Here is a 25,824-nt window from a genome sequence, read left to right as displayed (position 1 = left end):
GCCGACCACCCACGGCCAGCGCGGGGCGCGGTGTTCGTCGTCGGGGTCGACGGGCTCGTCGTAGCTGTCGTAGTCGTACAGCCGCATGTCGGCCGGCAGGTAGGGGCCGGTGACGAAGTGCTCGGATTCGGGAGCCGAATACGCCCGCGAGTAGGCGTCCGTCTGGCCCGTCTGGTCCGCCGCCGCGATTTCGGCGCTGTCGGCGCTGTCGTCGATGGGGCCCAGCTCGTCGTGGGGCTCGACCGCGTCTTGTCCCGCGTCGAGGCCGGAATCCGATTGGTGGCTGAGGTCGCTGCCGGAATCGGGTTCGTCAGGTTCCCATCCCGGAGGATTCGGCCCGCTCATAGTTGCCTGCCCTGTCCAACTGCATCACCAGCGCGCGAGGCCCCGCGGCTGCATCGGTGCGCGCGCGCTTGGGAGTTTCTCATGTTGCCTGGGCAAACCCTACCGAACGGGATAGAGCAAAGAAGTCGTGGAAAAGGGGCCCGGATCAAGTGATGCCCTGATTGTGACCTTTGAGTCGCAAATCAGTGCTTCTCGGGGCCCGTGTAGTACTCGAAGACCAGTCCGGCCGCCGTCGCGAGGATGAACACCACCCCGGCGACGATCAACCAGGGCAGCCACAGCGCGATGCCGACCGCCGCGACCGATCCGGCCAGCGCCACCAGGATGGGCCACCAGCTGTGCGGCGCGAAAAAGCCCAATTCTCCTGCACCGTCGCTGATCTCGGCGCCCTCATAGTCCTCCGGCCGGGTGTCCAGCCGACGCGAGATGAACCAGAAAAAGCTTCCCGTGATGACGGCCAGGCCACCGGTCAGCGCCAGGGCGGTGGTCCCCGCCCACTCCACCCCGCCGGTCGCGAACAGCGCAGTCAGGATCCCGTAGAGCACCGCCGAGAGAACGAAGAATGCGGCGATGAATTCGAACAGCCTGGCTTCGATCTTCATTGAGCGTCCTAACCTACGGGCTGGTTCTGGGTCGCTTCACCGCGACGGGTATCGAACGGATGGGTGGTCACCGCCAGCGGGGCTTGGGCGATCGCCTGCAGCGCCTCGGCGTTGGTCTTTCCGCCGATCCGTTGCTGCAAGTAGGCCTTGAAGTCGTTGGGCGGCACGACCCGCACCTCGAAATTCATCATCGAGTGATACGTGCCGCAGAACTCGGCGCAGTGACCGACGAACGCCCCGGTCTTCTGGATCTCGTCGACCTGGAACACGTTGACCGAGTTGTTCGCCTCGGGGTTGGGCATCACATCGCGCTTGAACAGGAATTCCGGCACCCAGAACGTGTGCACCACGTCCGCGGAGGCCAACCGGAATTCGATCTGCTTGCCGGCCGGCAGCACCAGCACCGGGATCTCCGTGGCGGTTCCCAGGGTCTCGACCTTGTCGAAATTCAGGTAGGTCCGGTCCTGCGGGTTGAGCCCGCGCACCGCCCCGACACGCTCCTCGCCGTGCTCGTCCTTGCCTTCCGGCTTGGAGACCATCGCGTTCTTGCGCACCGGGTCGGCCCCCTCATAGGTCAGCGTGCCGTCCTTGAAGTTGACCCGCTGATAACCGAACTTCCAGTTCCACTGGAAGGAGGTGACGTCGATGACGACCTCGGGGTCCTTGGCCAGGTGCAGCATCTTCTCCTGCACCACCACGGTGAAGTAGAACAGCACCGAGATGATGAGGAACGGTGTGACGGTGAGCACCAGCTCCAACGGCATGTTGTAGCCGAACTGTCGCGGCAGATCGGTTTCGGTCGCCTTCTTGCGGTGAAACGCCATCGACCAGAAGATGAGCCCCCACACGATGACGCCGACGACCAGCGAGGCGATCACCGCCCCGATCCACAGCTCGCGGTTGAGGTGGGCCTCCGGGGTGATCCCCTGCGGCCAGCCCATGCCGAGCGCCTGCGACCAGCTGCATCCGCTCAGGGTGACCGCCAGTACGCCAAGCGTCGCGGCCAGGGCCAGCGGCCGGAGACGACGGGACCGACCCCGCCCCGCGCCCCCGGAACGACGCTGGAACCTGCGCTGCGACAGACGTTGCGAACGGACCTGCTCGCGAGGTGTCACGTTGGCGCCTCCTGCTCGGATTCGAATACTACGCAGCGTAGACCACGCCGCTGACGCCGTCGCGCAAACCCCGGCCGGTCAAGGGCGTGCGGCGCCCCGAGCGCCGCACAAGTGGGGCATACTGGGGCGCCGTGTGTGGTCTGCTGGCGTTCGTTGCGGCCCCGGCCGGTCCTGGCGGCGGCAGAGCTGACGCCGCGGCGGCCGCCACCCGCGCCGACGGCGCCATTTCCGCCGCGTCGCACCTGATGCGCCACCGGGGGCCCGACGAGCCGGGAACGTGGGCCGACCCGGGCGCGGACGGCTCGGTGGTGTTCGGCTTCAACCGGCTGTCCATCATCGACATCGCCCATTCGCATCAGCCGTTGCGCTGGGGCCCCCACGAGGCGCCCGACCGCTACGTGCTGGTGTTCAACGGCGAGATCTACAACTACCTCGAGCTGCGCGACGAACTGGCCGCCAAGCACGGCGCCGCGTTCGCCACCGACGGTGACGGCGAGGCGATCGTCGCGGGATACCACCATTGGGGCACCGACGTGCTGCACCGGCTGCGCGGCATGTTCGCGTTCGCGCTGTGGGACACCGTGACCCGCGAATTGTTCTGCGCCCGAGACCCGTTCGGCATCAAGCCGCTGTTCATGGCCACCGGCACCGGCGGCACCGCGCTGGCCAGCGAGAAGAAATGCCTGATGGACCTGGCCGAGTTGGTCGGGTTCGACACCGGCATCGACGAGCGCGCGGTGCAGCACTACACGGTCCTGCAGTACGTGCCGGAGCCCGAGACGCTGCACCGCGGGGTGCGGCGGCTGGAGTCGGGCTGCTACGCGCGCGTCCGGCCCGGGCAGCAGCCCGAGGTCACCCGCTACTTCGTGCCGCGATTCGCCGCGACGCCCATCAGCGCCGACACCGAACAGGCCCGCTACGACGAGATCACCGCCGTCCTGGAGGACTCGGTGGCCAAGCACATGCGCGCCGACGTCACCGTCGGGGCGTTCCTGTCCGGCGGCATCGACTCCACCGCCATCGCGGCGTTGGCCATCCGGCACAACCCGCGGCTGATCACGTTCACCACCGGATTCGAGCGCGAGGGCTTCTCCGAGATCGACGTCGCGGTGGCCTCGGCGGAGGCCATCGGGGCGCGCCACATCGCCAAGGTGGTCAGCCCCGACGAGTTCGTCGCCGCGCTGCCCGAGATCGTCTGGTACCTCGACGAACCCGTCGCCGACCCGGCGCTGGTTCCGCTGTTCTTCGTCGCCCGCGAGGCCCGCAAGCACGTGAAGGTGGTGCTGTCCGGTGAGGGCGCCGACGAGCTGTTCGGCGGCTACACGATCTACCGGGAGCCGTTGTCGCTCAAGCCCTTCGACTATCTGCCGCGCCCGTTGCGCCGGTCGATGGGCAAGGTGTCCAAGCCGCTGCCGGAAGGCATGCGCGGCAAGAGCCTGCTGCACCGCGGCTCGCTGACCCTCGAGGAGCGTTACTACGGCAACGCCCGTAGCTTCTCCGACGCGCAGCTGCGCGACGTGCTGCCGGGGTTCCGCGACGAGTGGACCCACACCGATGTGACCGCGTCGGTGTACGCCGAATCGGCCGGCTGGGACCCGGTGGCCCGCATGCAGCACGTCGACCTGTTCACGTGGTTGCGCGGCGACATCCTGGTCAAGGCCGACAAGATGACGATGGCCAACTCGCTGGAGCTTCGGGTGCCGTTCCTGGATCCCGAGGTCTTCGCCGTCGCCTCCCGGCTGCCCGTCGAGGCCAAGATCACCCGGACCACCACCAAGTACGCGTTGCGGCGCGCGCTGGAGCCGATCGTTCCCGCGCACGTGCTGCACCGGCCCAAGCTGGGCTTCCCGGTGCCGATCCGGCATTGGCTGCGCGCGGGCGAACTGCTGGAGTGGGCGTATGCCCTAGTGGACTCCACACAGGCCGATCACCTGGTCGACCCCGCCGCCGTGCGCCGGATGCTCGACGAACACCGAAGCGGCACAAGCGATCACAGCCGCCGGCTGTGGACGGTGTTGATCTTCATGCTCTGGCACGCGATTTTCGTCGAGCACAGCGTGGTGCCGCAGATCAGCGAGCCGGTCTACCCCGTCCAGCTCTAGAACCCACTCCGCGAGCAGACGCAGAATCGCACGCGAAGGGCCTGCGTAATGCGATTCCGCGTCTTCTCGCGAGTACTAGGCGAGCACCGCGGCGATCTCGGCGGCCGCCTCCTCGCCGTACGCGCCGGCCAGCCTGCTCTTCGCGACCTCGTGGTCCCAGGCCCACTCCTGCGTCCCAGTGGACTCCAGCACCAGCACGGCCACCAGCGAGCCCAGCTGCGCCGAGCGCTCCAGGCTGAGGCCCGCGCTGCGGCCGGTGAGGAAGCCGGCCCGGAACGCGTCGCCGACGCCGGTGGGGTCGACCTGGCTGGTCTCGGGCACCACGTCGACGTGGGTGGTCGTGCCGTCGGGCTCGACCAGGTCCACGCCCTTGGGGCCCAGCGTGGTCACCCGCAGCTCGACCTGCGCCATCACGTCGGCCTCGGTCCAGCCGGTCTTGGACAGCATCAGGTCCCACTCGTAGTCGTTGGTGAACAGGTACTTGGCGCCGTCGGTGAGCGTGCGGATCTCGTCACCGGAGAGCCGGGCCAGCTGCTGGGACGGGTCGGCGGCGAAGGGCAACCCGAGCTTGCGGCACTCCTCGGTGTGCACCTGCATGGCCTCGGGGTCGTTGGCGCCGATGATGACCAGCTCCGGCGTGCCGATGGACGACACCACGTCGGCCAGCTTGATGTTGCGGGCCTCCGACATGGCGCCGGGGTAGAACGACGCGATCTGGGCCATGTCGACGTCGGTGGTGCAGGTAAAGCGCGCGGTGTGCGCGGTCTCGGAGATCAGTACGTTGTCGCAGTTGACGTTGTGGGACACCAGCCAGTCGCGGTAGTCGGCGAAGTCGTCGCCCGCCGCGCCGACCAGCGCGACATCGCCGCCCAGCACACCGATGGCGAAGGCGATGTTGCCCGCCACGCCGCCGCGATGGATGACCAGGTCGTCGACCAGGAAGCTGAGCGACACCTTCTGCAAGTGCTCGGGCAGCAGCTGCTCGGAAAAGCGGCTGGGGAACCGCATCAGGTGGTCGGTCGCAATCGAACCCGTTACTGCGATCGTCACGAAATCTCCTTCGTTAGTAAGGTTATCTAGCTTACTCAGGCACATCGAGCGTCGTCGCGTCACGGTCCGCGCAAAGTGGTGCGCTAGCCTGCCTAGAAACAACTCAAGCAACTCAGTCAGCCGCCGGGACCCGCCTGGCCGCAACCCGCTCCTGGTCCCGTCCACCAGCGTAGGAGAACCACATGGCAGGTCCGCACTGGCCGGACCAGACTGTCGGCACCGGCGGACCAACGCCCGAGTCCCAGCCGCTTGACTTCCCCAATGAGCCCACTGCCGCGCCGGCGAATTATGCCGGGCAGCCGGCGCCGTCTCCGCAGCGACGATCCAAGCGGCGCTTGGTCATTGGCCTGCTGCTGGCCGTCGCGCTGGCGGCCGCGCTCACGCTGGCGATCACCTACGGGGTCCGCACCAACGGGGCCAACACCGGCGCGGCGTTGTCCGACGGCGCGGCCAAAGCGGCGATCCAGCAGTACCTGGACGCGCTCGAGCACCGCGACATCGACGTCATCGTCCGCAACGCGCTGTGCGGCATGTACGACGGCGTGCGGGACAAGCGGTCGGATCAGGCCCTGGCCAAGATGAGCAGCGACGCCTTCCGCAAGCAGTTCACCGAGGTGGAGCTGACGTCGATCGACAAGATCGTGTACCTGTCGCAGTATCAGGCGCAGGCGCTGTTCACGATGCGGGTAACGCCCGCGACCGGCGGCCCGGCGCGCGGAGACGTGCAAGGGGTCGCCCAGCTGCTATTTCAGCGGGGGCAGATCGAGGTCTGCTCGTATGTGCTGCGCACCGGCGGCTCCTACTGAGCCGCCGAACAGGTCAGTTGAAGGAGTCCCCGCAGGCGCACGAACCGGTGGCGTTGGGGTTGTCGATGGTGAAGCCCTGCTTCTCGATGGTGTCGACGAAGTCGATGGACGCGCCTTCGACGTAGGGCGCGCTCATCCGGTCGACCGTCAGCGTCACGCCGCCGAAGTCCGCGGTCAGGTCGCCGTCCAGCGACCGGTCGTCGAAGAACAGGTTGTAGCGCAGCCCGGCGCACCCGCCCGGCTGGACCGCGATGCGCAGCGCCAGGTCGTCACGGCCCTCCTGGTCCAGCAGGGACTTCGCCTTGGCAGCGGCGGCATCGGTCAGGATCACGCCGTGGGTCTTGGCGGTTGACTCGTTTTGCACCGTCATTGCATCTCCTAGTTGGGACTTTTCCTAATGGTCCTGGTTGGCTCGAAGTCCGGGCGATGCGCTCCGGAAAAAGCCCACTGCATCAACGGTACCTTGCGGGACCGCTATTCCCGAGTCGCGCCGCGACCTCGGAGGCCAAACCCATCAGCTGATTGGCCGCGTCGGCCTGCGCCAATCGCACCGAACCGGCGTAATCGGCGATGGACAGCGCCGACATGATGCCCGACGAGCGCACCGCAGAATTCTCCAGGTCGACCTGGCCGGCCAGCACGATCACGGGTATGCCCAGCGGGCGGGCCGATTCGGCCAGGTAGCCGACCACCTTTCCGAACAGGGACTGCTCGTCGAACCGGCCCTCACCGGTGACGATCATGTCCGCGGCCTCGAGGTCGTCGGCCAGGTTGGTGTGCTCGGCGATGATCGCCGCACCCAGCTCGCAACGGCCCCCGAGCGCCATCAGCCCGGCCCCGATGCCGCCGGCGGCCCCCGCGCCCGGCTCCGAGCTCACGTCCCGCCCGGCCGCCACCTCCAGCTGCAGCGCCCACTCCTCCAGCCGGACTTCCAGCGCTGCGACCGCGGCCGTGTCCGCGCCCTTCTGCGGCCCGAACACCCGGGCCGCCCCCCACGGGCCCACCATGGGGTACTCGGTGTCCGATGCGGCGATCAGGTCCACGTTGGTCATCCGCTGGCGGGCCTCGGCCAGGCCGCCGAGCTGGGTGATCATCCCCTTGCCGCCGTCGGTGCACGCGCTGCCGCCCAACCCGACCACGATCCGCGTCGCGCCGGCCCGCAGGGCCTCGTCGAGGAGCTGCCCGACGCCGCTGCTGTCGGCCGCCACCGCGGTTTCCGGGGTGGGCGGACCGCCGAGCAGGGCCAGGCCGCAGGCCTGCGCGCACTCCAGGTACGCGGTCCGCGAGATGCGGTCGAACACCCAGGCCGCCTCCACCGTGGTGTCCAGCGGCCCGCACACCCGGACGCGCCGCGTCTGCCCCAGCCGCCGGCCGAGCACCTCGACGAAGCCGGGGCCGCCGTCGGACATGGGCGCGACGGTGAATCGATCGCCCGGGCGCGATCGGGTCCAGCCGGTTGCGATGGCGGCGGCGGCCTCCACCGCAGACAGGCTGTCCCCGTAGCAATCCGGTGCGACCAAGACCTGCATGGCGGGCAGGCGCAGACGGCCCGGTGCGAGGCCAGCGGCAGCGTCATCCGAGGCCATCGTGCCGTCGTCCATCACAGGTAGCCATTCATCACAGTCAAGCCTAAGCGTCGCGCGTTGCGCTGGCGCATGACCAATAACAACGCATTCCAGGTGCGTTACGGGCGAGCCCCCCCGCGAAGTAACCTGGCCATTGTGAAGCTAATGGGCCGCAAAAAGGGCCAGAATGGCGACCTCGACGTCGCCGTCGTCGAGGCGGACCCCTCCGGGGACGCCGTGCCGCGCCGGACCGGCCCCAAGGGCCGGCCCACGCCTAAGCGCAGCGAGGCGCGGCGCAACGCGCGGAAGGGCCCGGTCGCACCGGCGCCCATGACCGCATCCGAGGCGCGGGCCCGGCGCAAGACGCTGGCCGGCCCCAAACTCAGCCGCGAGGAGCGCCGAGCCGAGAGAACGGCCAGCCGCGCGCGGATGACGGATCGCCGTGAGCGCATGATGGCCGGCGAAGAGGCCTACCTGTTGCCCCGCGATCAGGGACCCATCAAGCGCTACGTGCGCGACGTGGTGGACTCCCGGCGCAACGCCCTCGGCCTGTTCATGCCGGCGACGCTGGTCTTGCTGTTCGCCTCGTTCGGCGTCCCGCAGGTGCAGCTGTACGCCTCCCCCGCGATGCTGGTGCTGATGGTCGTGATGGGTGTCGACGGGGTGCTGCTGGGTCGCAAGGTCAGCAAGCTGGTTGATGCGAAGTTCCCAGACAACACCGAAAGCCGTTGGAAGCTGGGCATTTACGCCGCCGGCCGGGCTTCCCAGCTGCGCCGCATGCGCACGCCCCGGCCACAAGTCGAGCGCGGCAGCAGTGTCGGCTGACCGGCGCCCGAAAGCCGCCTGACCGCGGTGCGCACCCTGGTGCTCGGCGGGATCAGGTCGGGCAAGTCCCGCTGGGCCGAGGAGGCCATCGCCACGTCGCTGCCGCCCGGGCAGCCCGTCCGTTACCTGGCCCCGCGCGTGGCGGGCCAGGCCGACGCCGACTGGGCGGACCGCGTCGCCCGCCACCGTGACCGTCGGCCCCCGCATTGGTCGACGGTCGAAACCGACGACGTCACAGGGCAATTGCGCCAGTCACCCGGCAGCCCGACGCTGGTCGACGATCTCGGCGGCTGGCTCACGGGGACGCTGGACCGCAACCAGGCGTGGGACGACGGGTCGGTGGCCGGTCCTGTCGAGGCAATGATCTCCGCCGTAGGCGAATTCGGCTCGACGCTGGTGCTCGTCAGCCCCGAGGTCGGGCTGACGGTGGTGCCGGCGACCGCGGCCGGGCGCCGGTTCGCCGACGAACTGGGCAGCCTGAACCAGCGCATCGCCGAGCTGTGCGACCGCGTGGTGCTGGTGGTGGCCGGGCAGGCGGTGCAGATCAAGCCGTCGGGAACCTGATGGAATTCGCCCCCGTTTCACCGCCCGACGCGGACGTCGCCGCCGCCGCCCGCGCCCGACAGGACACGCTGACCAAGCCGCGCGGCGCCCTGGGCCGCCTAGAGGATCTGTCGGTCTGGGTCGCCTCCTGCCAAGGGCACTGTCCGCCAAGGCAATTCGAACGCGCGCGGGTGGTCGTCTTCGCGGGTGACCACGGCGTCGCACGCTCCGGAGTGTCCGCGTACCCGCCGGAGGTGACCGCCCAGATGGTCGCCAACATCGACGCCGGCGGCGCGGCGATCAACGCGCTGGCCGACATCGCCGGTGCGACGGTTCGGCTGGCGGACCTGGCGGTCGACGCCGAGGCGGCCTCGGATCGCATCGGCGCCCACAAGGTGCGGCGCGGCAGCGGCGACATCACGACGCAGGATGCGCTGTCCGACACCGAGACCCTGGCCGCGATCGCCGCGGGCCGGGCCATCGCCGACGAGGAGGTCGACGCCGGCGCCGACCTGCTCATCGCCGGCGACATGGGGATCGGAAACACCACCGCGGCGGCGGTTTTGGTGGCGGCGCTGACGAACGCCGAGCCGGTGGTCGCGGTCGGCTTCGGGACCGGGATCGACGATGCGGGATGGGCGCGCAAGACCGCCGCGGTGCGCGACGCGCTGTTCCGGGCGCGTCGCGTGCTGCCCGACCCGGTTGGGCTGCTGCGCTGCTGCGGCGGCGCGGATTTGGCCGCGATGGCCGGGTTTTGCGCGCAGGCCGCGGTGCGACGCACCCCGCTGCTGCTCGACGGCATGGCCGTGACCGCGGCCGCGCTGGTCGCCGAGCGTCTGGCGCCCGGGGCCCGGCAGTGGTGGCAGGCCGGTCATCGGTCCACCGAGCCGGGCCACCAGTTGGCGCTGACCGCGCTGGAATTGGACCCGATCCTGGACCTGCGGATGCGGCTGGGCGAGGGAACTGGCGCCGCGGTGGCCCTGCCGGTGCTGCGCGCGGCGGTGGCCGCGCTGTCGTCGATGGCGACGTTTGCGCAGGCCGGGGTGGCCGGCCCGTCCGGCCCGCCGGCTCAGTGATGCGTTCCCTGGCAACGGCTTTCGCGTTCGGCACGGTGCTGCCCATTCCCGGTTCGCGCCACGCGCCGATGGGCCGCGGCGCCATGACCGCACTGCCGGTGGTCGGCGCCGCGCTGGGGGTGTTGGCCGCGGGCGTCACGTGGTGCGGCACCGCGGTTTTCGGCCCGTCCAGCCCCTTGGCCGGGCTGCTGGCCGTGGCGGCGCTGCTGCTGGCGACCCGCGGGCTGCACATCGACGGCGTCGCCGACACGGCCGACGGGCTGGGCTGTTACGGCCCACCGCAGCGCGCGCTGGCGGTGATGCGCGACGGGTCGACGGGTCCGTTCGGGGTGGCGGCCGTCGTGCTGGTGATCCTGTTGCAGGGGTTGGCCTTCTCGACGCTGCAACCGTCGGCCGTTGTGCTGGCGGTGGTTTCCGGCCGCGTCGCGGCGGTGCTGGCCTGCCGCGGGTCGGTGCCGGCGGCCGAGGGCAGCGCGCTGGGCGCGCGGGTGGCCGGCAGCCAGCCGGCACCGGTGGTGGCGGCCTGGGTCGCGGCGTTGCTGGCGGTCTCGGTGCTGGCGGGTTCGCGGCCGTGGCAGGGACCGGTGGCGGTGCTGGTGGCGCTGGCCTGCGGCGCGGCGCTGGTGGCGCACTGCGTGCGCCGGTTCGGCGGCATCACCGGCGACGTGCTGGGCGCCGCGATCGAGCTGACGGCGACGGTCGTTGCCGTCGTGCTGGCGGCGCTGGTGCGGGCAGGCGGCTAGAGGCCTCCCGCTATCGGAGATTGTCGATCCAGCCGGCGGCACCGTAGTCGACCTCCCGATCCCCGAGATAGACCTGCGGCACCAGGGTCAGGCCCGTCAGTCTCTTCAGCAGATCGAGGGCCTTCGTGCCCTCGGCCTTGGCGGCTTCGGTCCGTCGGCCGCCGGTGATGCAGTCGCCTACCGTCGACGGCGCTCCGGTTTTCCTCGCCAGTTCGACGAGTTCGGCGTTGCTGCGGTCGGTGGAGGGGTCAGTTCTTGACTTCGGCTTCGGCTGGAAATCCGGGGCGAAGAGCGCCGCGTAGAACGCCTGATAGTGTTCGGCCTCCCCGGAATCCGCCACACAAAGGCTGGCCGCCAGGGCGCGGGTCGAGTAGTCACCGCTCGCGGACTGCGAGTCGAAATCGTTGAGCAGGTGATAATGCACCGCGATCTTCTTGTCGCGGACGGCTTTTCGGATGTCGGCCGCCGACGCGTTGGCCAGGCGTCCGCACGGCACACAGAGGGGATCGGTGATGAGGTCGATCGTGCTGGGCGCGCGCCTGCTGCCCACATACACGCCGTCCTCGGTGATGACAACCTTGACCGCATCGGCGCGGGAGGCGATGCCGTGCGCGCAGAGCCCCCCGAGCAAGCCGATGACGACGGTGGCGGCGATGGCGGCGGCGCGGACCCGGCCGCGGTCCAGCCCGCCGGCGCGAGCCCAAGCGGCCGAGAGGGACTGCCCGCGCAACTTAGGCCCCCGGTCCGTCCGGCTCGATGGGTTTGCCGGGGCACTGCAGTCGGTAGTCGATCGCCTCCGAGACCCATAGTCGCCATTGCCGGTGGCTCATGTTGGTCGCGATTTTCTCGCAGAGGTCGTTCTGCGCGTTGAACGGAAATGGCCAGGTATGTATGAACTTATCGGCACCTCCGCTGACCAGCGCGTTGCCTGCGGGGCTGAACGCGACGCCGAGCACCGGGTCGCTACTCGCCGTGAGCGGAGCGCCAACCGGCTGCCCAGTCTCGGAATTCCAGAGCCGCACCGTTCCGTCCTGGCCGGATGACGCGATGTAACGTCCGTCCGGCGAGACCGTGACCACGTCGACGCGCCCCACGTGGCCGGTGAGCGGCTGCCCAATCTCCTTCAACTGCCCGACGTTCCATCGCCGTACGGTGCCGTCGAAGCTGCCGGAGATCAGCATCCGGCTGTCCGGGCTGAATACGATGCTGTAGACGATGTTCGAATGGCCGGTCAGCTGCCCCTTCGGCTGGCGGGTGTGGGCGTCCCAAAGCCGGATGACGTTGTCGTCCCCGCCCGTGGCGATCAGCTGCCCATCCGGGCTGACGGCCACGGTGTCCAGCGGAGGGCCTTGGCCGGTGAGGGCCGGCCCGATCTGGTTGCCGGAGTTCGCGTCCCAGATCTGCACGGCCCACTGCATCACTTCGTCGCCGCCCGCGGAGATGATGCGGCCCCCGTCGGGGCTGTAGGCCAGCGCATCAACTGATTTCATGGTCGTCGGGATGACGCCGGGGCCCGCCAATTCGCCGCTGCCGGCGTCCCACACGTAGAGCTTGCCGTCGGAGTAACCCGCGACGATGCGCTTACCGTCGGGACTGAAGGCGAGCCAGCCCACGTCGCCGGGTTTGCAGTCGGGCCTGTCCCCGCATGGGGACAGGTTTCGCCTCGGCTTGTAGTCGATCGCGGGCTCCCACACCATGACGTGGCCGTCTTTGCCGCCCGAAGCGAACCGTTGCGGGCGGACGGGATCAAATGCCACGACGGTCACCGCGTCCGCGTGGCCGTCGAGCGGGATCGCCTGGGATACGTTGTTCCACACCTGAATCCCGCCCGCCGCGCTGCTGGACATGGCGCCCAGCTTGCCGCCCGACTCACAGTTGCCATTGGGGTCGCACCACGGCACAGGGTTGAACGCGACGCTTTGCACCGGGTCACCGCGCCGGGTCGAGGGAAGCAGCAGGCTGTACCCGTACGTCGACGACTTCTCGCCGACGTCCCACCACCGGATGGTGCCGTCCTGACTTCCCGACATCAGCAGGCCGCCGGCGGGATTGAACGTCACCGCGCTGACGGGCGCCGTGTGGACGGCGTGCGGCCTCTCCTTGTCGAGGAGTTCGGCGCCTACCGGCCGCGGCGTGTCGGCCCCGTTCCACATCCAGATGGATCGGTCGAAGCTACCCGACGCGAGCCGGTGGCCGTCCGGACTGAAGGCGAGCGACAGGATGGAGTCGGATTGGCCTTTCAGCGGGTCGCCCAGGTGCGCACCGTTGTCGGGGTTCCACAGCCTGATCGTCATGTCGCGGCTCCCCGACGCGAGCCGGTGGCTGTCCGGACTGAACGCGAGGCTGAACACGGTCCCCTCGTGGTCCTTGAGCGCCGGCAGGCTGAACCTCAGCGTCAGCGGATCCCACAGCTGCACGGCGCCATTCACATCACCGGTGGCAAGGTGAGTGCCGTCGGGGCTGTACGCCAGGGCCCGTACTCCGGGATGGGTGTCGGGTGCGCCTGGGTTCGCGCTGCATGGGGACCCCGCGGTGGTCATGCAGGTGATCAAGTGGTCGCCGCCGGCATCGGTGTTCCACAGCCGAACTTCGCCGTCGTCGCTGGCTGACACCAAGTGGTCTCCGTTGGGGCTGAAGGCGACTCCGGTTATACGGCTGTGGTGACCCAACAGCGGGGGTCCGATCTGCGCCCCTGAGTCGGCGTTCCAGATCCGCACCGCACTGTCGAAGCCACCGGAGGCGATCCGCCGCCCGTCGCCGCTGTAGGCCGCCGTCGACGTCAGCCCCGGCGCGATCAGCTTGCTGGCCCACGACAACTTGACCGCGGCCGCCACTGCGTCGTCCGCGGTCGTGGCCGGCGAAATGGCCGCCGCCGCAAGCATTTCCTGGATGGCGCGCACATCGCTTCCTGGCCGGTCCCGATTGAGGATACCCAGCGCATCCGCGCTCACCTTCTCCGCGGTGGCGCGCAGGAAGTCCGCACGGGCGACGTTTCGTTGCTGCGTGACCTGGTACTGGGCGAAGGCCGCGAAGCCGAGGCTGAGCATCGCCACCACGGCGATGACCCCGATGATCGCGACCGCCCGCCGCAGCTTCCGCGAGTGGGCCCGCTCCTCCTCGGCCAGGGCTTCGGCGGCTTCCCGGCGTTCGCGCTCGACGCGCACCGCGTCGGCGGTCCGCTGGTCCTCGGCCTGCCGCGACGCCGCGAGGAATTCGCGCACGCCGGCCAGCCGCGCCTCGAATTGCGCTGACTCGGCGAGCCTTTCGGCGTCGGCCAGGCGCGTGCGGGCCAGCAGCCAGTCCGGGTTGCGGTGCGCCTGCCACCCGGCGGCGCTGCGTTCGATGTCGTGAACGTTCTTGAGGTCGTCGCGCTGCTCTTCCAGCCAGCCCCTCAGGTCGTCCCAATGCTCGAACAGGCTTTCCAGCGCAACCTCGACGACCACCCGGCCGCGCTCGTCGCGGTCGCGGACCAACAGCCGTCGTTGCACCATCGCGTCGATCAGCGGACGGGCCGCCTCCGGGAGCTCGGACTCCGGCGCCACCCGGCGCAGGGGACGGTTGTTCTCGATGTTGATGTTCACCAGGCTGGGGATGAACGCCGTGCGCAGCAGCGCCATGGCCCGCTCGCGTTCCGCGCCGTCGGCGGGCAGCACCTGGTTGATCTCGTTGTTGACGACGTCGCGCATCCCGCCCATGCGGCGGTAGTTGTCCAACGTGATCCGGCCGGTGTGGTGATAGCGCCGATACAGCCGGTCGAGGGTCAGCGCCAGCAGCGGCAGCGTGTCGGCGCCTTCGGCGTCGGTCATCAACTGCTGCACCAATTCGGCGTCGAAGCTCAGTGGCGCCTTCTCGCTGACGCGCCGGGCCGGCCCAGTGATCACTTCCTTGTGCTCGCTGGCCGGCATCGGCTTGAGTTCGTTGAACAGCACCGCACCTACCCCGCGCAGCGCGGGGTGGGTCTGCATCCGCTCGTAGCGATCGGTGCGGATGGTGGCCGCCACGATCAGCCCGACGTCCGCGGTGTTCATCTGGGTGAGCAGCCGCGCGACGAGCTCGAGGAACCGCGCGGCCTCGCTGCCGTCGCGCGCCGGGAACAGTTCCTCGGCCTGATCCAGCGGCAGGACGAGCGTCGGGGCGATCGTCTCCGGTGGATCAGTGAGGCGCTCGCCGGTGTCGTCGGCCTGCTCGGTGGGGTCGCGGCGCGCGGCCGCCGCGGCCCGCATGCGGGCGAACAATTCGCACAAGCGGGCGGCGTCGCCGGTCCTGCAGGCCTCCTCGATGTCGTCCAACGACGTGGCGGTCACTCGCAGTGCGCGGCGTCCGTGGTCGATCGCGGCGCTCAGGCCCTGCTCCCCGGTGATGGCGTGGCCCGCGCGCACGAGCCCGAGCACGGCGAAGTTGCCGTCGTCGCGCTGCAGCCTGGGGATCAGCCCCGCGCGCAGGAACGACGACTTCCCGCTGCCGGAGGGCCCCAGCACCACGAACATCGACTCGGGGCCGGGGAATCGGTCGGGTGTCGGAAATCGCATGTTGCGCAGCGCGTTCCGGCCCGCCGCGATCGCCGCGTCACGGCCGAAGAAGACCCCCGCATCGACGTCCTCGAACGGCTCCCAGCCGCGGTATGGGGCGCGCTGCGGATCGTGACGGGGTGGCCACTGGAACGAGTCCGGCCCGATTCCCGGCCCCTCGATCAGGCGGCAGATCCGGTGCAGGGCCGCGGTGTTGAACGACACCGGCGGTCCGTCGGGCACCGTCGGTGGGTCGGCGACGATGTCGATGGTCGTCTGCGGGCCTTCGCGGAACAGGTCGCAGCGCTGCCAGTGCGAGGTGATGTCTCCCTTGGATTCTCCGGCGCGGTGCCAATCCGCGTCGCTGACGTCCTCGAGCCGCGCGATCAGAATTCCCTTGCCCGTGCGGTCCGCCAGTTCGTATTCGATCAGGCATTCCTTCGAGGCGATCCAGTGCCGCGAAACCAAACACAGCAGCCATTCGCAGCCGGTGTTGCGCAGTAACAGCTCTTCCTTCCACTGGCGGCCCAGCTGCAACCCGGTCTCGCTGTCGATGTCCAGGAAAATCTCTGAGGCCAGCTCGGGACGGCGCTCGGTCAGCCATTGTTTGAGAGCCACCGTCTCCCGGTTGTTGAGGCCGGAATGGCTCATGAAGATACGTAGCATCCAGTCTCCGAGGCCGAAAGCGCGATCGGCCGCCAAGTTTGCCAGGTGGCAAGCCCATTCGGGGAGTTTTGTCGGCCTTCCGGCCCAAGCCGTCGCCCGGGAGCGCAAAATGGGCTCGTGTCCGCTCGAGATCGTCCGACGCGCCGGTGACACAACCTGTTGCCCCGTGGATAACGATCAGCGGGTTGGACGGCTCCGGCAAGACGACGTTGTTGCGGGCGTTGTGCGCGGAACTGGGCGGATTTCAGTTCCGCTTGCCCCACCACCCGTTCGTCCGCGAGTTACTCGATGTGTCCGGGGGTGGGTCCGCGTTCGGCGACGTCTACACGGACCGCTTGCTTTTCGCGACGGACGCCCGGCTCACCAACACCCTGATCCGATCGTGGCGGCGGACGCACCGACTGCTGCTGTCGCAGCGCGGCTGGATGGACAACTTCATCTTCGGGGCCGTACAGGGCGTCAGCTACGACGAGGCGGACGCGCTGTTGCGCACCTCGGAACTCGAACGTCCCTCCGCGATCGTCTACCTGACCGCCGAGCCGCGCGTCGCGTTCGACCGCATCTCGGCCGACGCCAACCGCGACAAGTACGAGACGCTGGACTTCATCACCGAGCAGCACCGGCAGACGCTGCGGTTCTATGAATCGGTCGGCACGGGCCTGCCGGCCCTGGCGGCGTTCGCGGGTATCCCCGCTATCGTGATCGACACCACCGCGAAGACCAGCGAGGTGGTACTGGCCGAAGCACGCGACTTCGTGACCCGCACCGCTCGGCCGCCCGCGCTGCCACACTGACCAGATGGCAAGGCGTGGTGACGACGACGTCGTACTGGTCGACATGGACGGGGTGCTGGCCGATTTCGACGCCGCGGTGCTCGATCAGCTTCCGCCTTCGACCACGCGGGTCGCCCGCACCAATTTCTACATCGCCGAGGACTACCCGCAGCACCTTGCGCACGTCCACTACATCACCAGCCACCCGGATTTCTTCCTCAATCTGCCGCTGGTCGACAACGCGCTGCAGGGGTGGCAACGCCTGCTCGACGCCGGATACCGGCCCCGGATTTGTTCGGCACCCCTGCGGCGAAACAGCCAGTCCGCGCCGAGCAAGCTCGCGTGGCTGCGGCGTCACTTCGTGCCGCGCTTCGGTGAAGTCGTGGTGAGCGAGGCGATCATCGATCAGGACAAGCACCGCTACAACGGTTTTGCCCTGATCGACGACCGGCCGGAGGTGGACACCAACGAAGGGCGGGCCACCTGGCGGCACGTCGTGTTCGATCGCCCCTACAACCAGTGGTCCAGCGCGGAATTCCGGATATGCGGTTGGGACGACCCCCGGCTCGAGGAGACGCTGGAAGCCGCGCGCTGAAACGGGCTGGTGCGTGGGATCGACGGTATCGGTGAGCCGTCGGAGAGCTCACGCGCCCCTGGACTCAGGCACTGCGGCCGTCGAGAACTCCGGACCCCGATAAACGGGCACCGGCCCCCGGTAGCGCCGGCTGAATTGGTCGGCGGGCACCGGCCACTCCTCACCTCTGTCGCCCTGGACCACGACGTCGCCGTCGGCGGCGATGACCGGCCCCTCGAGCGTGTAAACGGTCTCGCCGGGGCGCGCGGGCCGCGCCAGCACGGTGCCCCGGCGTTCCCATTGGTTTCGCCGCACGCGCCGATAGGACGCGCGGAAGATGTCATCGCGGACCGGCCACGCGTGCCCGTCGTCTCGTACCTCCCAGTCACCGGCCGACGCCGTGAGCGGTTGGCCTGAGGCGGTGGTGCAACTCCATTGCCGGCAATGGCGTTTCGCGGTGACGGTGCCCGCCCGTTCGTACGTCCGCCACATGGGCTGCGAGCGGTACCCGAGGTTCAGCAGCTCGATGAGCGTGCCGGCGAGGCTCTTCAGCGCCGCCGCTTTGAGCTCCGGGTCGACGACGGTGGCCTCCCAATCGGCGACCAGCTTTTCGTGCCGCTTGCGGGCGTCGTCTCGCGTGTCTCCTCGCGACCACCCGTGCTCGCGGAGGTAACGGCTCCAGTCCTCCCATTCCGCCTGGGCCATCGCGTGCGCCGCATCCGCGTCGAATCCGAGCCGCTGCAAGGTCGCCAGCGCGGCTTCGGAATCGGCGAGATTCTTCAGGGCGGCGCCTCTCAGCGCGGGGTCGGCAAGGACGGCGTCCCAGCTGTCCACCAGCTTTTCGTGCCGCTTCTTTTTGAAGCTGCGCCGCGACCCCCAGGTCCATCCGCGTTCGCGGAGGTAGCGGCTCCATCTCTCCCAATCACCCTGTGCCAGCGCGTAACTGGCGTCAGGGCTGTAGCCCAACCGCGCCAGTCGCTCGACCGCGGCCTCGGCCGCATCGGTAACCACAGCGCCATCCTGGACGGCGTCCAGCTCGGAGAGGCTTTCCGGGGAAATATGATCGCGCGAACCGTCGGCGGTGTTCCAGGTATGGCCCGCGATCTTTTCGACCATCCAGAGGGCGTTTCGCAGCTGACGCCGGTTGGAGCCCTGGTAGAAGCCGCTGAGCCGGTCCCAGGGCAGTGCCGGTGGGGTGGTGCGATCCCCCCGCGAGGAGGCGTATCGCTCGTGAATGAGCATGGCGGCGCGCTCGAAGTTGTCGTGGGCGTGACCGTCGGGCAGCGCCATGCCGAGCCGGTAGGTGCGCAGCTCGCACGCCACCGGCAGGCGTTCGGCGTCGATGCGAGCCGCCGGGTCGTACATGTAGATCGGCATGGTGGGATGGCTTGCCGCCAACCGGGTTCCCAGGATGGAGTCGGCCGCCGCGGTCGAGTCGACGACGATCACGGCCTTGTTGGAGTCCTCGCCGTCCGTCTGTGCGACGACCCTGCTGACGACCGCCAGGGACGGCTTGGCGGCGACCCGGTCGACGGGCAGCGGCCCGCCGCCGAATCCCCTCCGCTGGTGGCGCGCCTCGTGATCGCGCGCGTATTCGTCGGAGTCGGCCGCGATCAGCATCAGCGCCGGCAAATCGGGTTCGCCCTCGGGGGCGTGGAAGCGGTGTTCGGCATGCCGCAGGGCCAGCTCGGCACACAACGCGAGGGTCAGCTGCGAGCTGCCGCAGACGATGATGAGCCGAACCGCCTTGTTGCGCAGGATCTCTTCGACCAAGCGGCGAGCGGTCGCCTCGTACCTCGACACAGTGTCGGCGGCCCATAGGTGATCCGAGCCGCCACCGTGGTGTCCGAACTGTTGGGCGCGCCACGCCTCGGCGATCCAGGGGTCGTCGATCCGCACGATCAAGGGGATCCGCCGCCTGGTGGCGACGGGCGCCAGGCGCTGGCTGACGACCGACAGCCGCAAAAGATTTGTCGACGCATCGGCCGACAGCAGATACAGGCCGCTCAGCCGACGCCAAAATCTATGGCTGGCAAGCATTTCCGGCCGATCGAAGCTGACCTGCACGACGCGCGCGCCCAGCCTGCGCGACTCGGCGACACACGCCTTGTCCGGGTCGTCGGCCACGAGCACCAGCGCGCCGCGCGGGTGCAGCGTCCTCGCGATCGGGCCGATCATCGACGCCGAATCGTCGTCGAGGTCCACGACCACCGTCACCGACCGCGCCAGCGCGGCTCGCAGCCGGTCGGATTGCGCACGGAACGCCGCGGCGACCACGCCTACGATGCTGATGAAGATCGCCGCGACGATCGCCAGCCGCGCCACCTCCAGCGCGGTCGGCGTCGGTTTCGGGCACATCCCCGTGCCATCGAGGGATACGTCGCCGATGCCACCCTTCACCAGCGACGCCGTCCACAGCAACGGGCTGATGAGGGTCGGGTGGTCGTTGTTGGTGCATCTCCAGAACGAGCTCAAGGCCAGATACAGGCTGGTCGCGGTGAGTCCGACGACGATCATCACCGGCACCGCCGCCGACGAGCGACTCCGCCGCATCTGGTAGGTCAGGATGCACACCAGCGCGATGACCCCGCTTACGAGCACGACCGGCACCCAATCGCCGCCCTGGGCCAACCACTGCAGCCAGCGCGGCCACCGTCGTTGCCAGTGAGCGGCAAACACTCCCAGGCACGCAACGAGGCCCATGGCGACGAGCAGCAGCAACACCTGTGTGCAGCGCAAGATCTGGCCGCGCGCCCGCGCCAGACGCGAGCCGGCGGCCGGAACGCCACTCCCCCACAAGGTTTCGATCGGTAGGCCGCGGTCGCCTCGGCGTGACTGCAGCGTCATTCAGCCGGCCCGGGCCGCGCGCGTCGCCATCGGCTCATCGGCAAAGGATATCGACGCTCAGTTTGCCGCGCGGGATGTTCGCCTTCGCGGCCGGGGGTGTCTTGGCCAGCGGGTGATGCAACTGGCCGTTGATGTCACCGGCGGACCGGGGTGCCTTCAGGATTTCGACGCGCCCGCGCCTAACCGAGCCGGGCCATCCAGCCGTGGGTGTCGGCGAAGGTGCCCCGCTGGATCCCCGTCAGCGTGTCGCGCAGCGCCATCGTCACCTCACCGGGTTGGCCGTCGGCGATGGTGAATTCGCTGTCGCCGTACTTCACCCGCGACACCGGGGTGATGACGGCGGCGGTGCCGCACGCGAACACCTCGGTGATCTCGCCGGCGGCGGCCTTCTTCTGCCACTCGTCGATGTCGATCTTGCGTTCCTCGACGGCAAACCCGGCGTCAATTGCCAACTGCAGCAACGAATCCCGCGTGATGCCGGGCAACAGTGACCCGGACAGCTCCGGGGTGACCAGCCGTGCCGATCCGCCGCTGCCGAACACGAAGAAGAGGTTCATCCCGCCCATCTCTTCGATGAAGCGGCGTTCGACGCCGTCCAGCCATACCACCTGGTCGCAACCGTTTTCGGCGGCCTCGGCCTGGGCCAGCAGCGAGGCGGCGTAGTTGCCGCCGAACTTGGCGGCGCCGGTGCCGCCCGGGCTGGCCCGCACGTATTCCGTCGACAGCCACACGGTCACCGGGCTGATGCCGCCCTTGAAGTAGGCGCCGGCCGGCGACGCGATCAGCAGGTAGCGGTATTGCTTGGACGGCCGCACGCCCAGCCCCGGCTCGGTGGCGAAGATGAACGGCCGCAAATACAGCGCCTCTTCGCCGCCGGCCCGCGGCACCCAGGCCTTGTCGACGGCGACGAGCTGGCAAAGGGATTCGATGAACAGGTTTTCGGGCAGCTCGGGAATGGCCAGCCGCCGCGCCGACGACCGCAGCCGGGCGGCGTTGGCCTCGGCGCGGAACGACACGATCGAGCCGTCGGCCCAGCGGTAGGCCTTGAGGCCCTCGAAGACCTCCTGGGCGTAGTGCAACACGATCGCCGACGGGTCCAGTTCGATCGGGCCGTACGGGATTACGCGCGGGTTGTGCCAGCCGCGGCCCTCGGCGTAGTCGATCGACACCATGTGGTCGGTGAAGTACTTGCCGAAACCCGGGTCGGCCAGGATTGCTTCACGTTCGGCGTCGGTCGCCGGATTGGACGCGCGTAGAACCGTGAACTCGGGCGAGTCGCTGGTCATGAGGCCGATTCTATATCCGCGCGCCACCGGGTTTTTGCCATCGAACGTGCGCTAACGCGTTTTCACGGCGACGAACGGCGGCCGCACGACCTCGCATTCGGCGGCCCGGCCGCGGATGTCGACGGTGACCTGCTGACCGTCGTCGATTTCGGCGTCGGTGTCGATCAACGCCAGCGCGATGCCGACTTGCAGTGTCGGAGAAAACGTCCCGGACGTCGTGACCCCGACCGGCCGCTCCCCCGCCAGGACCGTTAGCCCGGGACGCAGCACGCCGCGCCCGACCAGCCGCAGCCCGCGCAGCAGCCGCCGCGGTCCCGCTTCTTTTTCGGCCAGCAGCGCCTCGCGGCCGAAGAACGCATCCTTTTTCCAGCCGATCGCCCAGCCGCACCGGGCCTGCAGCGGCGAGATCTCGAGCGAAAGTTCGTGCCCGTGCAGCGGATAGCCCATCTCGGTGCGCAGCGTGTCGCGGGCGCCCAGGCCGGCGGGCTCTCCCCCGGCGGCGCGCACCGCCGCGACCAGCCCGTCGAACACCACACCGGCGGAGTCCCACGGCGGCAGCAGCTCATAGCCGTGCTCCCCGGTGTATCCGGTGCGGCAGACGCGCACCGGCACCCCTGAGTATGAGGCGTCGGCGTACCCCATGTAATCCATGTCGGTCGGCAGGCCCAGCTCGCCGAGGACGTCCGCCGATCGCGGGCCCTGCACGGCCAGCACCGCGTAGGAGCGATGCTCGTTGGTGATGGTCAGGCCCTCCGGGGCGGCGGCCCGCAGCGCGTCGACCACCGCGGCGGTGTTCGCGGCGTTGGGCACCAGAAAGATTTCGTCGTCGCCGACGTAGTAGGCGATCAGGTCGTCGATGACGCCACCGGATTCGGTGCAGCACAAGGTGTATTGCGCTTTGCCCGGCCCGATGCGGCCCAGATCGTTGGTGAGCGCGGAGTTGACGAACGCGGCGGCACCCGGCCCGCGGACCAACGCCTTGCCCAGGTGGCTGACGTCGAACAGGCCCACCGCGTTGCGGGTGGCGTTGTGTTCGCTGACGGTGCCCGCATAGGACACCGGCATCAGCCAGCCGCCGAACTCCGCGAAGTTTGCGCCCAGTTCGCGATGGCGCTCCTCAAGCGGTCCCTTTTGCAATTCCGGCGCATCGGTCATGCGCCACTCCTCCTCATCGCTTCGCTCTGCATCGTCGCGGCCGGCTCACGGCGTCCCACCCTAATGCGCTCGAGTACTGGCACACTTGGGCAGGTGTCCGATCCGCTCGACTTTTCCGGGCTTGAGGCCGCGGGAATCGCCAACCCGCGGGAGCGGGCGGACCTGATCAAGTACCTGGGCGACCTGGGCTTCACCGCCGACGAGATGGTCGAGGCCGAGCGCCGCGGGCGGTTGTTCGGGCTGGCCGGCGACGTCCTGGCGTGGTCCGGACGCCCGATCTACACGCTGCAAACCGCGGCCGACGAGCTCGGCATCTCGGCCGACGACGTGGCGCACGCCTGGGCTTTGCTCGGGCTTACGGTCGCCGGCCCCGATGTTCCCGTGCTGAGTCAGGCCGACGTCGACGCCCTGTCGACGTGGCTCGCGCTCAAGGCCGTGGTCGGCGAGGACGGCGCGTTCGGCCTGCTGCGGGTGCTGGGCGCCGCGATGGCCCGTCTGGCGGAGGCGGAGGGAACGATGATCCGCGCCGGGACCCCCGACATCCAGATGAACTACACCCACGACGAGCTCGCCACGGCGCAGGCGTACCGCTCGGTCGCCGAGTTCATCCCCCGCATCGGGGCCCTGATCGACGTGGTTCACCGGCATCACCTGACCAGCGCCCGGACCTACTTCGAGCGCGTCCTGCTCGACACGTCGGCGAGCGTGGTGTGCGGCGTCGGGTTTGCCGATCTGTCCAGCTTCACCGCGCTGACGCAGGCGCTGACGCCCGCGCAGCTGTCCGACCTGCTCACCGAGTTCGGCGCCACCGTCGCCGACGTGGTGCACGCCGACGGCGGGCGGGTGGTGAAGTTCATCGGCGACGCGGTGATGTGGGTGTGCTCGTCACCCGAGGGGCTGGTCAAGGCGGCGCTGGACCTGGTCGACCACCCGCGGGCCCGGAAAGCCGATCTGCAGGTGCGCGCGGGCCTGGCGTACGGCGCGGTGCTGGCGATCAACGGCGACTACTTCGGCCTCCCGGTCAACCTGGCCGCCAGGCTTGTCGCCGCCGCGGCGCCGGGCCAGATCCTGGCCGCGGCCGAGCTGTACGAGAAGCTGCCCGACTGGCCCGCGGCCCCCCATGGCCCGTTGCTGCTCAAGGGCTTTGACGACCCGGTGATGGCCTTCGACCTGCATGGCGGGCACGCTGACGGGGAAAACCGCAGCGGTTGTGATTAGGGTGGTTTGCCGTGACCACCGAACCGGGCTACCAGGCCCCCTCCGTCAACGTCGCCGCAGCCCTGCCCAAACGCAGTGCGGGTTCCGCGGTATTGCTGGTGCCGGTCGTCTCGACCGGCGACGAGGACAGGCCGGGCGCGGTTGTCACCGCCGCCGAGCCGTTCCTGTCCGACGAGGCCGTGGCCGAGATCCAGGACGGCCTGCGGGCGCTGGAGGCCACCGGCGGCAGTGAGCAGGTGCACCGGCTGGTGGTGCCGTCGCTGCCGGTGTCCAGCGTGCTGACGATCGGCCTGGGCAAGCCACGCGACGAGTGGCCGGCCGACACGATCCGGCGCGCCGCCGGCGCGGCGGCGCGGTCGCTGGGCACCGCCGAGGCGGTGATCACCACGCTGGGTGAGCTGCCGGGCGAGGACGTCTGCTCCGCAGCCGTGGAGGGGCTGGTCTTGGGCAGCTACCGGTTCACCGAGTTCCGCAGCGAGAAGACCGCCCCCAAGGACAAGGGGCTGCGCAAGATCACGGTCCTGGCGACGGGCAAGGACGCCAAGAAGCAGGCGGCGCACGGCGCGGCCGTCGCCACCGCGGTCGCCACGGCCCGTGACCTGGTCAACACCCCGCCCAGTCACCTGTTCCCCGCCGAATTCGCCAAGCGCGCAAAGGCTTTGGGCGAGTCGGTCGGCCTCGAGGTGGAGGTGCTCGACGACAAGGCGCTGCAGAAGGGCGGCTACGGCGGGGTGATCGGCGTCGGGCAGGGCTCGTCGCGGCCGCCGCGGCTGGTGCGGCTCATCCATCGCGGCTCCAAGCTGGCCAAGAAATCAAAACAGGCGAAGCGGGTCGCGCTCGTCGGCAAGGGCGTCACGTTCGACACCGGCGGCATCTCGATCAAGCCGGCGGCGTCGATGCACTACATGACCTCCGACATGGGCGGCGCGGCCGCCGTCATCGCGACGGTCGCGCTGGCCGCGCAACAGCAGCTGCCCATCGACGTGATCGCCACGGTGCCGATGGCCGAGAACATGCCGTCGGCCACCGCGCAGCGCCCGGGCGACGTGCTGACGCAGTACGGCGGGATCACCGTCGAGGTGCAGAACACCGACGCCGAGGGCCGGCTCATCCTGGCCGACGCGATCGTGCGGGCGTGCGAGGACAACCCGGACTACCTCATCGAGACGTCCACGCTGACCGGCGCGCAGACGGTGGCGCTGGGCGCCCGGATCCCCGGGGTGATGGGCAGCGATGAGTTCCGCGACCGGGTGGCGGCGATCTCGCAGCGGGTGGGCGAGAACGGCTGGCCGATGCCGCTGCCCGACGAGCTCAAGGACGACCTGAAGTCCACCGTGGCCGACCTGTCCAACATCAGCGGCCAGCGCTTCGCCGGCATGCTGGTGGCCGGGGTGTTCCTGCGTGAGTTCGTCGCCGACGGCGTGGGCTGGGCGCACATCGACGTCGCTGGGCCGGCCTACAACACCGGCAGCCCGTGGGGATACACGCCCAAGGGCGGCACCGGCGTGCCGACGCGCACCATGTTCGCGGTGCTGGAGGACATAGCCGAGAACGGCTGAGGCTCATCTCCCGAGCGCCGCGCTGGCGTGGCGCTCGACGCCGAACGGCGCGCCAGCGTGACGCTCGCGGTGCGCCGGGCTATGCCGTCAGCCGCTTGAGGACCGCGCGGCCCAGCTTGCGGCGCGGCCAGCCCGTCACGCGGGCGGCGGCCAGCGCGGCGTTGGCGGCGTTGCGCCCGCAGGCGCCGTGCACGGATCCGCCCGGGGTGGCCGACGCGCTGCCAAGATACAGGCCCTCGACCGGGGTTTCGGCGCGGCCCATGCCGGGCGCCGGGCGAAAGATCACCATCTGTTGCAGCTGCGCCGTTCCCCCGTTGAGGGCACCCAAATGCAGGTTGGCGTCGCTGGCCTCCAGGTCCGACGGGCGCTGCACGAACCGGTCGATCACCGCCGCGCCGAAACCGGGGGCATGCTCCTCGATCACGTGGTCCATCGACTTGGCCAGCCGTTCGGCCGCGGCGTCGTC

The 25,824-nt window shown here is 69.5% G+C and carries 20 protein-coding genes and 2 pseudogenes; 10 read left to right on the top strand and 12 right to left on the bottom strand.

The window, feature by feature from the left end; all coding sequences use genetic code 11:
• The 3 genes and pseudogenes from A5712_RS15640 to A5712_RS15630 all read right to left on the bottom strand — a co-directional run.
• A pseudogene (locus A5712_RS15640) lies at window positions 1–345 on the bottom strand (hypothetical protein); the annotation flags it as partial.
• A gap of 182 nt (window positions 346–527) precedes the next feature.
• Window positions 528–947: a cytochrome c oxidase subunit 4 gene (locus A5712_RS15635; RefSeq protein WP_068106830.1), complete on the bottom strand. Its 420-nt coding sequence runs from the start codon at window positions 945–947 to the stop codon at window positions 528–530.
• A gap of 8 nt (window positions 948–955) precedes the next feature.
• Window positions 956–2,062 carry a cytochrome c oxidase subunit II gene (locus A5712_RS15630; RefSeq protein ID WP_082973462.1) on the bottom strand — a complete coding sequence of 369 codons (1,107 nt, stop codon included), beginning with the start codon at window positions 2,060–2,062 and terminating at the stop codon, window positions 956–958.
• Between the two features lie 131 nt (window positions 2,063–2,193).
• On the opposite strand from A5712_RS15630, the gene asnB reads away from it, so the two are divergent.
• The gene (asnB, locus tag A5712_RS15625) at window positions 2,194–4,164 is read left to right on the top strand and encodes an asparagine synthase (glutamine-hydrolyzing) (RefSeq protein WP_068106828.1); all 1,971 of its coding nucleotides are present in this window, start codon (window positions 2,194–2,196) and stop codon (window positions 4,162–4,164) included.
• A 75-nt stretch (window positions 4,165–4,239) separates the two neighbouring features.
• Here asnB and A5712_RS15620 read toward each other — a convergent pair whose 3' ends face one another.
• Entirely contained in the window at window positions 4,240–5,214 is a 975-nt protein-coding gene (locus tag A5712_RS15620; protein WP_068106826.1) for a carbohydrate kinase family protein, read from the bottom strand.
• Window positions 5,215–5,396: 182 nt separating this feature from the next.
• Here A5712_RS15620 and A5712_RS15615 point away from each other — a divergent pair, with 182 nt between their 5' ends.
• Window positions 5,397–6,020 carry a hypothetical protein gene (locus A5712_RS15615; RefSeq protein WP_068106824.1) on the top strand — a complete coding sequence of 208 codons (624 nt, stop codon included), beginning with the start codon at window positions 5,397–5,399 and terminating at the stop codon, window positions 6,018–6,020.
• Window positions 6,021–6,033: 13 nt separating this feature from the next.
• On the opposite strand, the gene A5712_RS15610 is transcribed toward A5712_RS15615, so the two are convergent.
• Both A5712_RS15610 and A5712_RS15605 read right to left on the bottom strand, forming a co-directional pair.
• Window positions 6,034–6,390, bottom strand: coding sequence for an iron-sulfur cluster assembly accessory protein (locus A5712_RS15610; protein WP_068106822.1), 357 nt, complete (start codon window positions 6,388–6,390; stop codon window positions 6,034–6,036).
• A gap of 82 nt (window positions 6,391–6,472) precedes the next feature.
• A complete protein-coding gene (locus A5712_RS15605; RefSeq protein ID WP_068106832.1) occupies window positions 6,473–7,549 on the bottom strand; it encodes a glycerate kinase in 1,077 nt (358 codons plus the stop codon).
• 192 nt (window positions 7,550–7,741) lie between these two features.
• Between A5712_RS15605 and A5712_RS15600 the strand changes: the two genes are divergently transcribed.
• Genes A5712_RS15600 through A5712_RS15585 form a run of 4 tightly spaced genes read left to right on the top strand, consistent with a single transcriptional unit; the run spans window position 7,742 to window position 10,772 of the window.
• Window positions 7,742–8,410 carry a DUF3043 domain-containing protein gene (locus tag A5712_RS15600; protein WP_068106834.1) on the top strand — a complete coding sequence of 223 codons (669 nt, stop codon included), beginning with the start codon at window positions 7,742–7,744 and terminating at the stop codon, window positions 8,408–8,410.
• 27 nt (window positions 8,411–8,437) lie between these two features.
• Window positions 8,438–8,974: a bifunctional adenosylcobinamide kinase/adenosylcobinamide-phosphate guanylyltransferase gene (locus A5712_RS15595; protein ID WP_068106820.1), complete on the top strand. Its 537-nt coding sequence runs from the start codon at window positions 8,438–8,440 to the stop codon at window positions 8,972–8,974.
• A complete protein-coding gene (gene cobT, locus A5712_RS15590) occupies window positions 8,971–10,029 on the top strand; it encodes a nicotinate-nucleotide--dimethylbenzimidazole phosphoribosyltransferase (protein ID WP_197519404.1) in 1,059 nt (352 codons plus the stop codon). Before A5712_RS15595 ends, cobT begins: the two co-directional genes overlap by 4 nt.
• The gene (locus A5712_RS15585) at window positions 10,026–10,772 is read left to right on the top strand and encodes an adenosylcobinamide-GDP ribazoletransferase (protein ID WP_068106816.1); all 747 of its coding nucleotides are present in this window, start codon (window positions 10,026–10,028) and stop codon (window positions 10,770–10,772) included. The genes cobT and A5712_RS15585 overlap by 4 nt, the downstream gene beginning before the upstream one ends.
• A 10-nt stretch (window positions 10,773–10,782) precedes the next feature.
• Here the strand turns inward: A5712_RS15585 and A5712_RS15580 are convergent, their stop codons facing one another.
• Both A5712_RS15580 and A5712_RS15575 read right to left on the bottom strand, forming a co-directional pair.
• Window positions 10,783–11,502, bottom strand: coding sequence for a thioredoxin domain-containing protein (locus tag A5712_RS15580; protein ID WP_068106814.1), 720 nt, complete (start codon window positions 11,500–11,502; stop codon window positions 10,783–10,785).
• A gap of 1 nt (window position 11,503) precedes the next feature.
• A complete protein-coding gene (locus tag A5712_RS15575) occupies window positions 11,504–15,931 on the bottom strand; it encodes a WD40 repeat domain-containing protein (RefSeq protein WP_197519403.1) in 4,428 nt (1,475 codons plus the stop codon).
• A 161-nt stretch (window positions 15,932–16,092) separates the two neighbouring features.
• On the opposite strand from A5712_RS15575, the gene A5712_RS15570 reads away from it, so the two are divergent.
• Both A5712_RS15570 and A5712_RS15565 read left to right on the top strand, forming a co-directional pair.
• Window positions 16,093–16,740, top strand: coding sequence for an AAA family ATPase (locus A5712_RS15570; RefSeq protein ID WP_197519402.1), 648 nt, complete (start codon window positions 16,093–16,095; stop codon window positions 16,738–16,740).
• 4 nt (window positions 16,741–16,744) lie between these two features.
• A complete protein-coding gene (locus tag A5712_RS15565; protein WP_068106809.1) occupies window positions 16,745–17,314 on the top strand; it encodes a hypothetical protein in 570 nt (189 codons plus the stop codon).
• A gap of 48 nt (window positions 17,315–17,362) precedes the next feature.
• Here A5712_RS15565 and A5712_RS15560 read toward each other — a convergent pair whose 3' ends face one another.
• From A5712_RS15560 to gcvT, 3 genes are all read right to left on the bottom strand, one after another.
• Window positions 17,363–20,140, bottom strand: coding sequence for a hypothetical protein (locus tag A5712_RS15560; protein WP_068106807.1), 2,778 nt, complete (start codon window positions 20,138–20,140; stop codon window positions 17,363–17,365).
• Window positions 20,141–20,319: 179 nt separating this feature from the next.
• Window positions 20,320–21,426 (bottom strand): branched-chain amino acid aminotransferase, encoded by a 1,107-nt coding sequence (locus A5712_RS15555; protein WP_068106805.1) that lies wholly within the window; start codon window positions 21,424–21,426, stop codon window positions 20,320–20,322.
• Between the two features lie 51 nt (window positions 21,427–21,477).
• Window positions 21,478–22,581: a glycine cleavage system aminomethyltransferase GcvT gene (gene gcvT / locus A5712_RS15550; protein WP_068106803.1), complete on the bottom strand. Its 1,104-nt coding sequence runs from the start codon at window positions 22,579–22,581 to the stop codon at window positions 21,478–21,480.
• 93 nt (window positions 22,582–22,674) lie between these two features.
• On the opposite strand from gcvT, the gene A5712_RS15545 reads away from it, so the two are divergent.
• Together A5712_RS15545 and A5712_RS15540 are read left to right on the top strand one after the other, a co-directional pair.
• Entirely contained in the window at window positions 22,675–23,799 is a 1,125-nt protein-coding gene (locus A5712_RS15545) for an adenylate/guanylate cyclase domain-containing protein (RefSeq protein ID WP_156766584.1), read from the top strand.
• An 11-nt stretch (window positions 23,800–23,810) separates the two neighbouring features.
• Window positions 23,811–25,358 (top strand): leucyl aminopeptidase, encoded by a 1,548-nt coding sequence (locus A5712_RS15540; protein WP_068106799.1) that lies wholly within the window; start codon window positions 23,811–23,813, stop codon window positions 25,356–25,358.
• Window positions 25,359–25,437: 79 nt separating this feature from the next.
• Here A5712_RS15540 and A5712_RS15535 read toward each other — a convergent pair.
• A pseudogene (locus A5712_RS15535) lies at window positions 25,438–25,824 on the bottom strand (NAD(P)/FAD-dependent oxidoreductase); the annotation flags it as partial.

The sequence above is a fragment of the Mycobacterium sp. E2327 genome (assembly GCF_001672675.1).
GTDB lineage: Bacteria > Actinomycetota > Actinomycetes > Mycobacteriales > Mycobacteriaceae > Mycobacterium.
The sequence above is the reverse complement of the archived record's forward strand: the minus strand, read 5'-3'. Positions and strand labels throughout refer to the sequence as shown.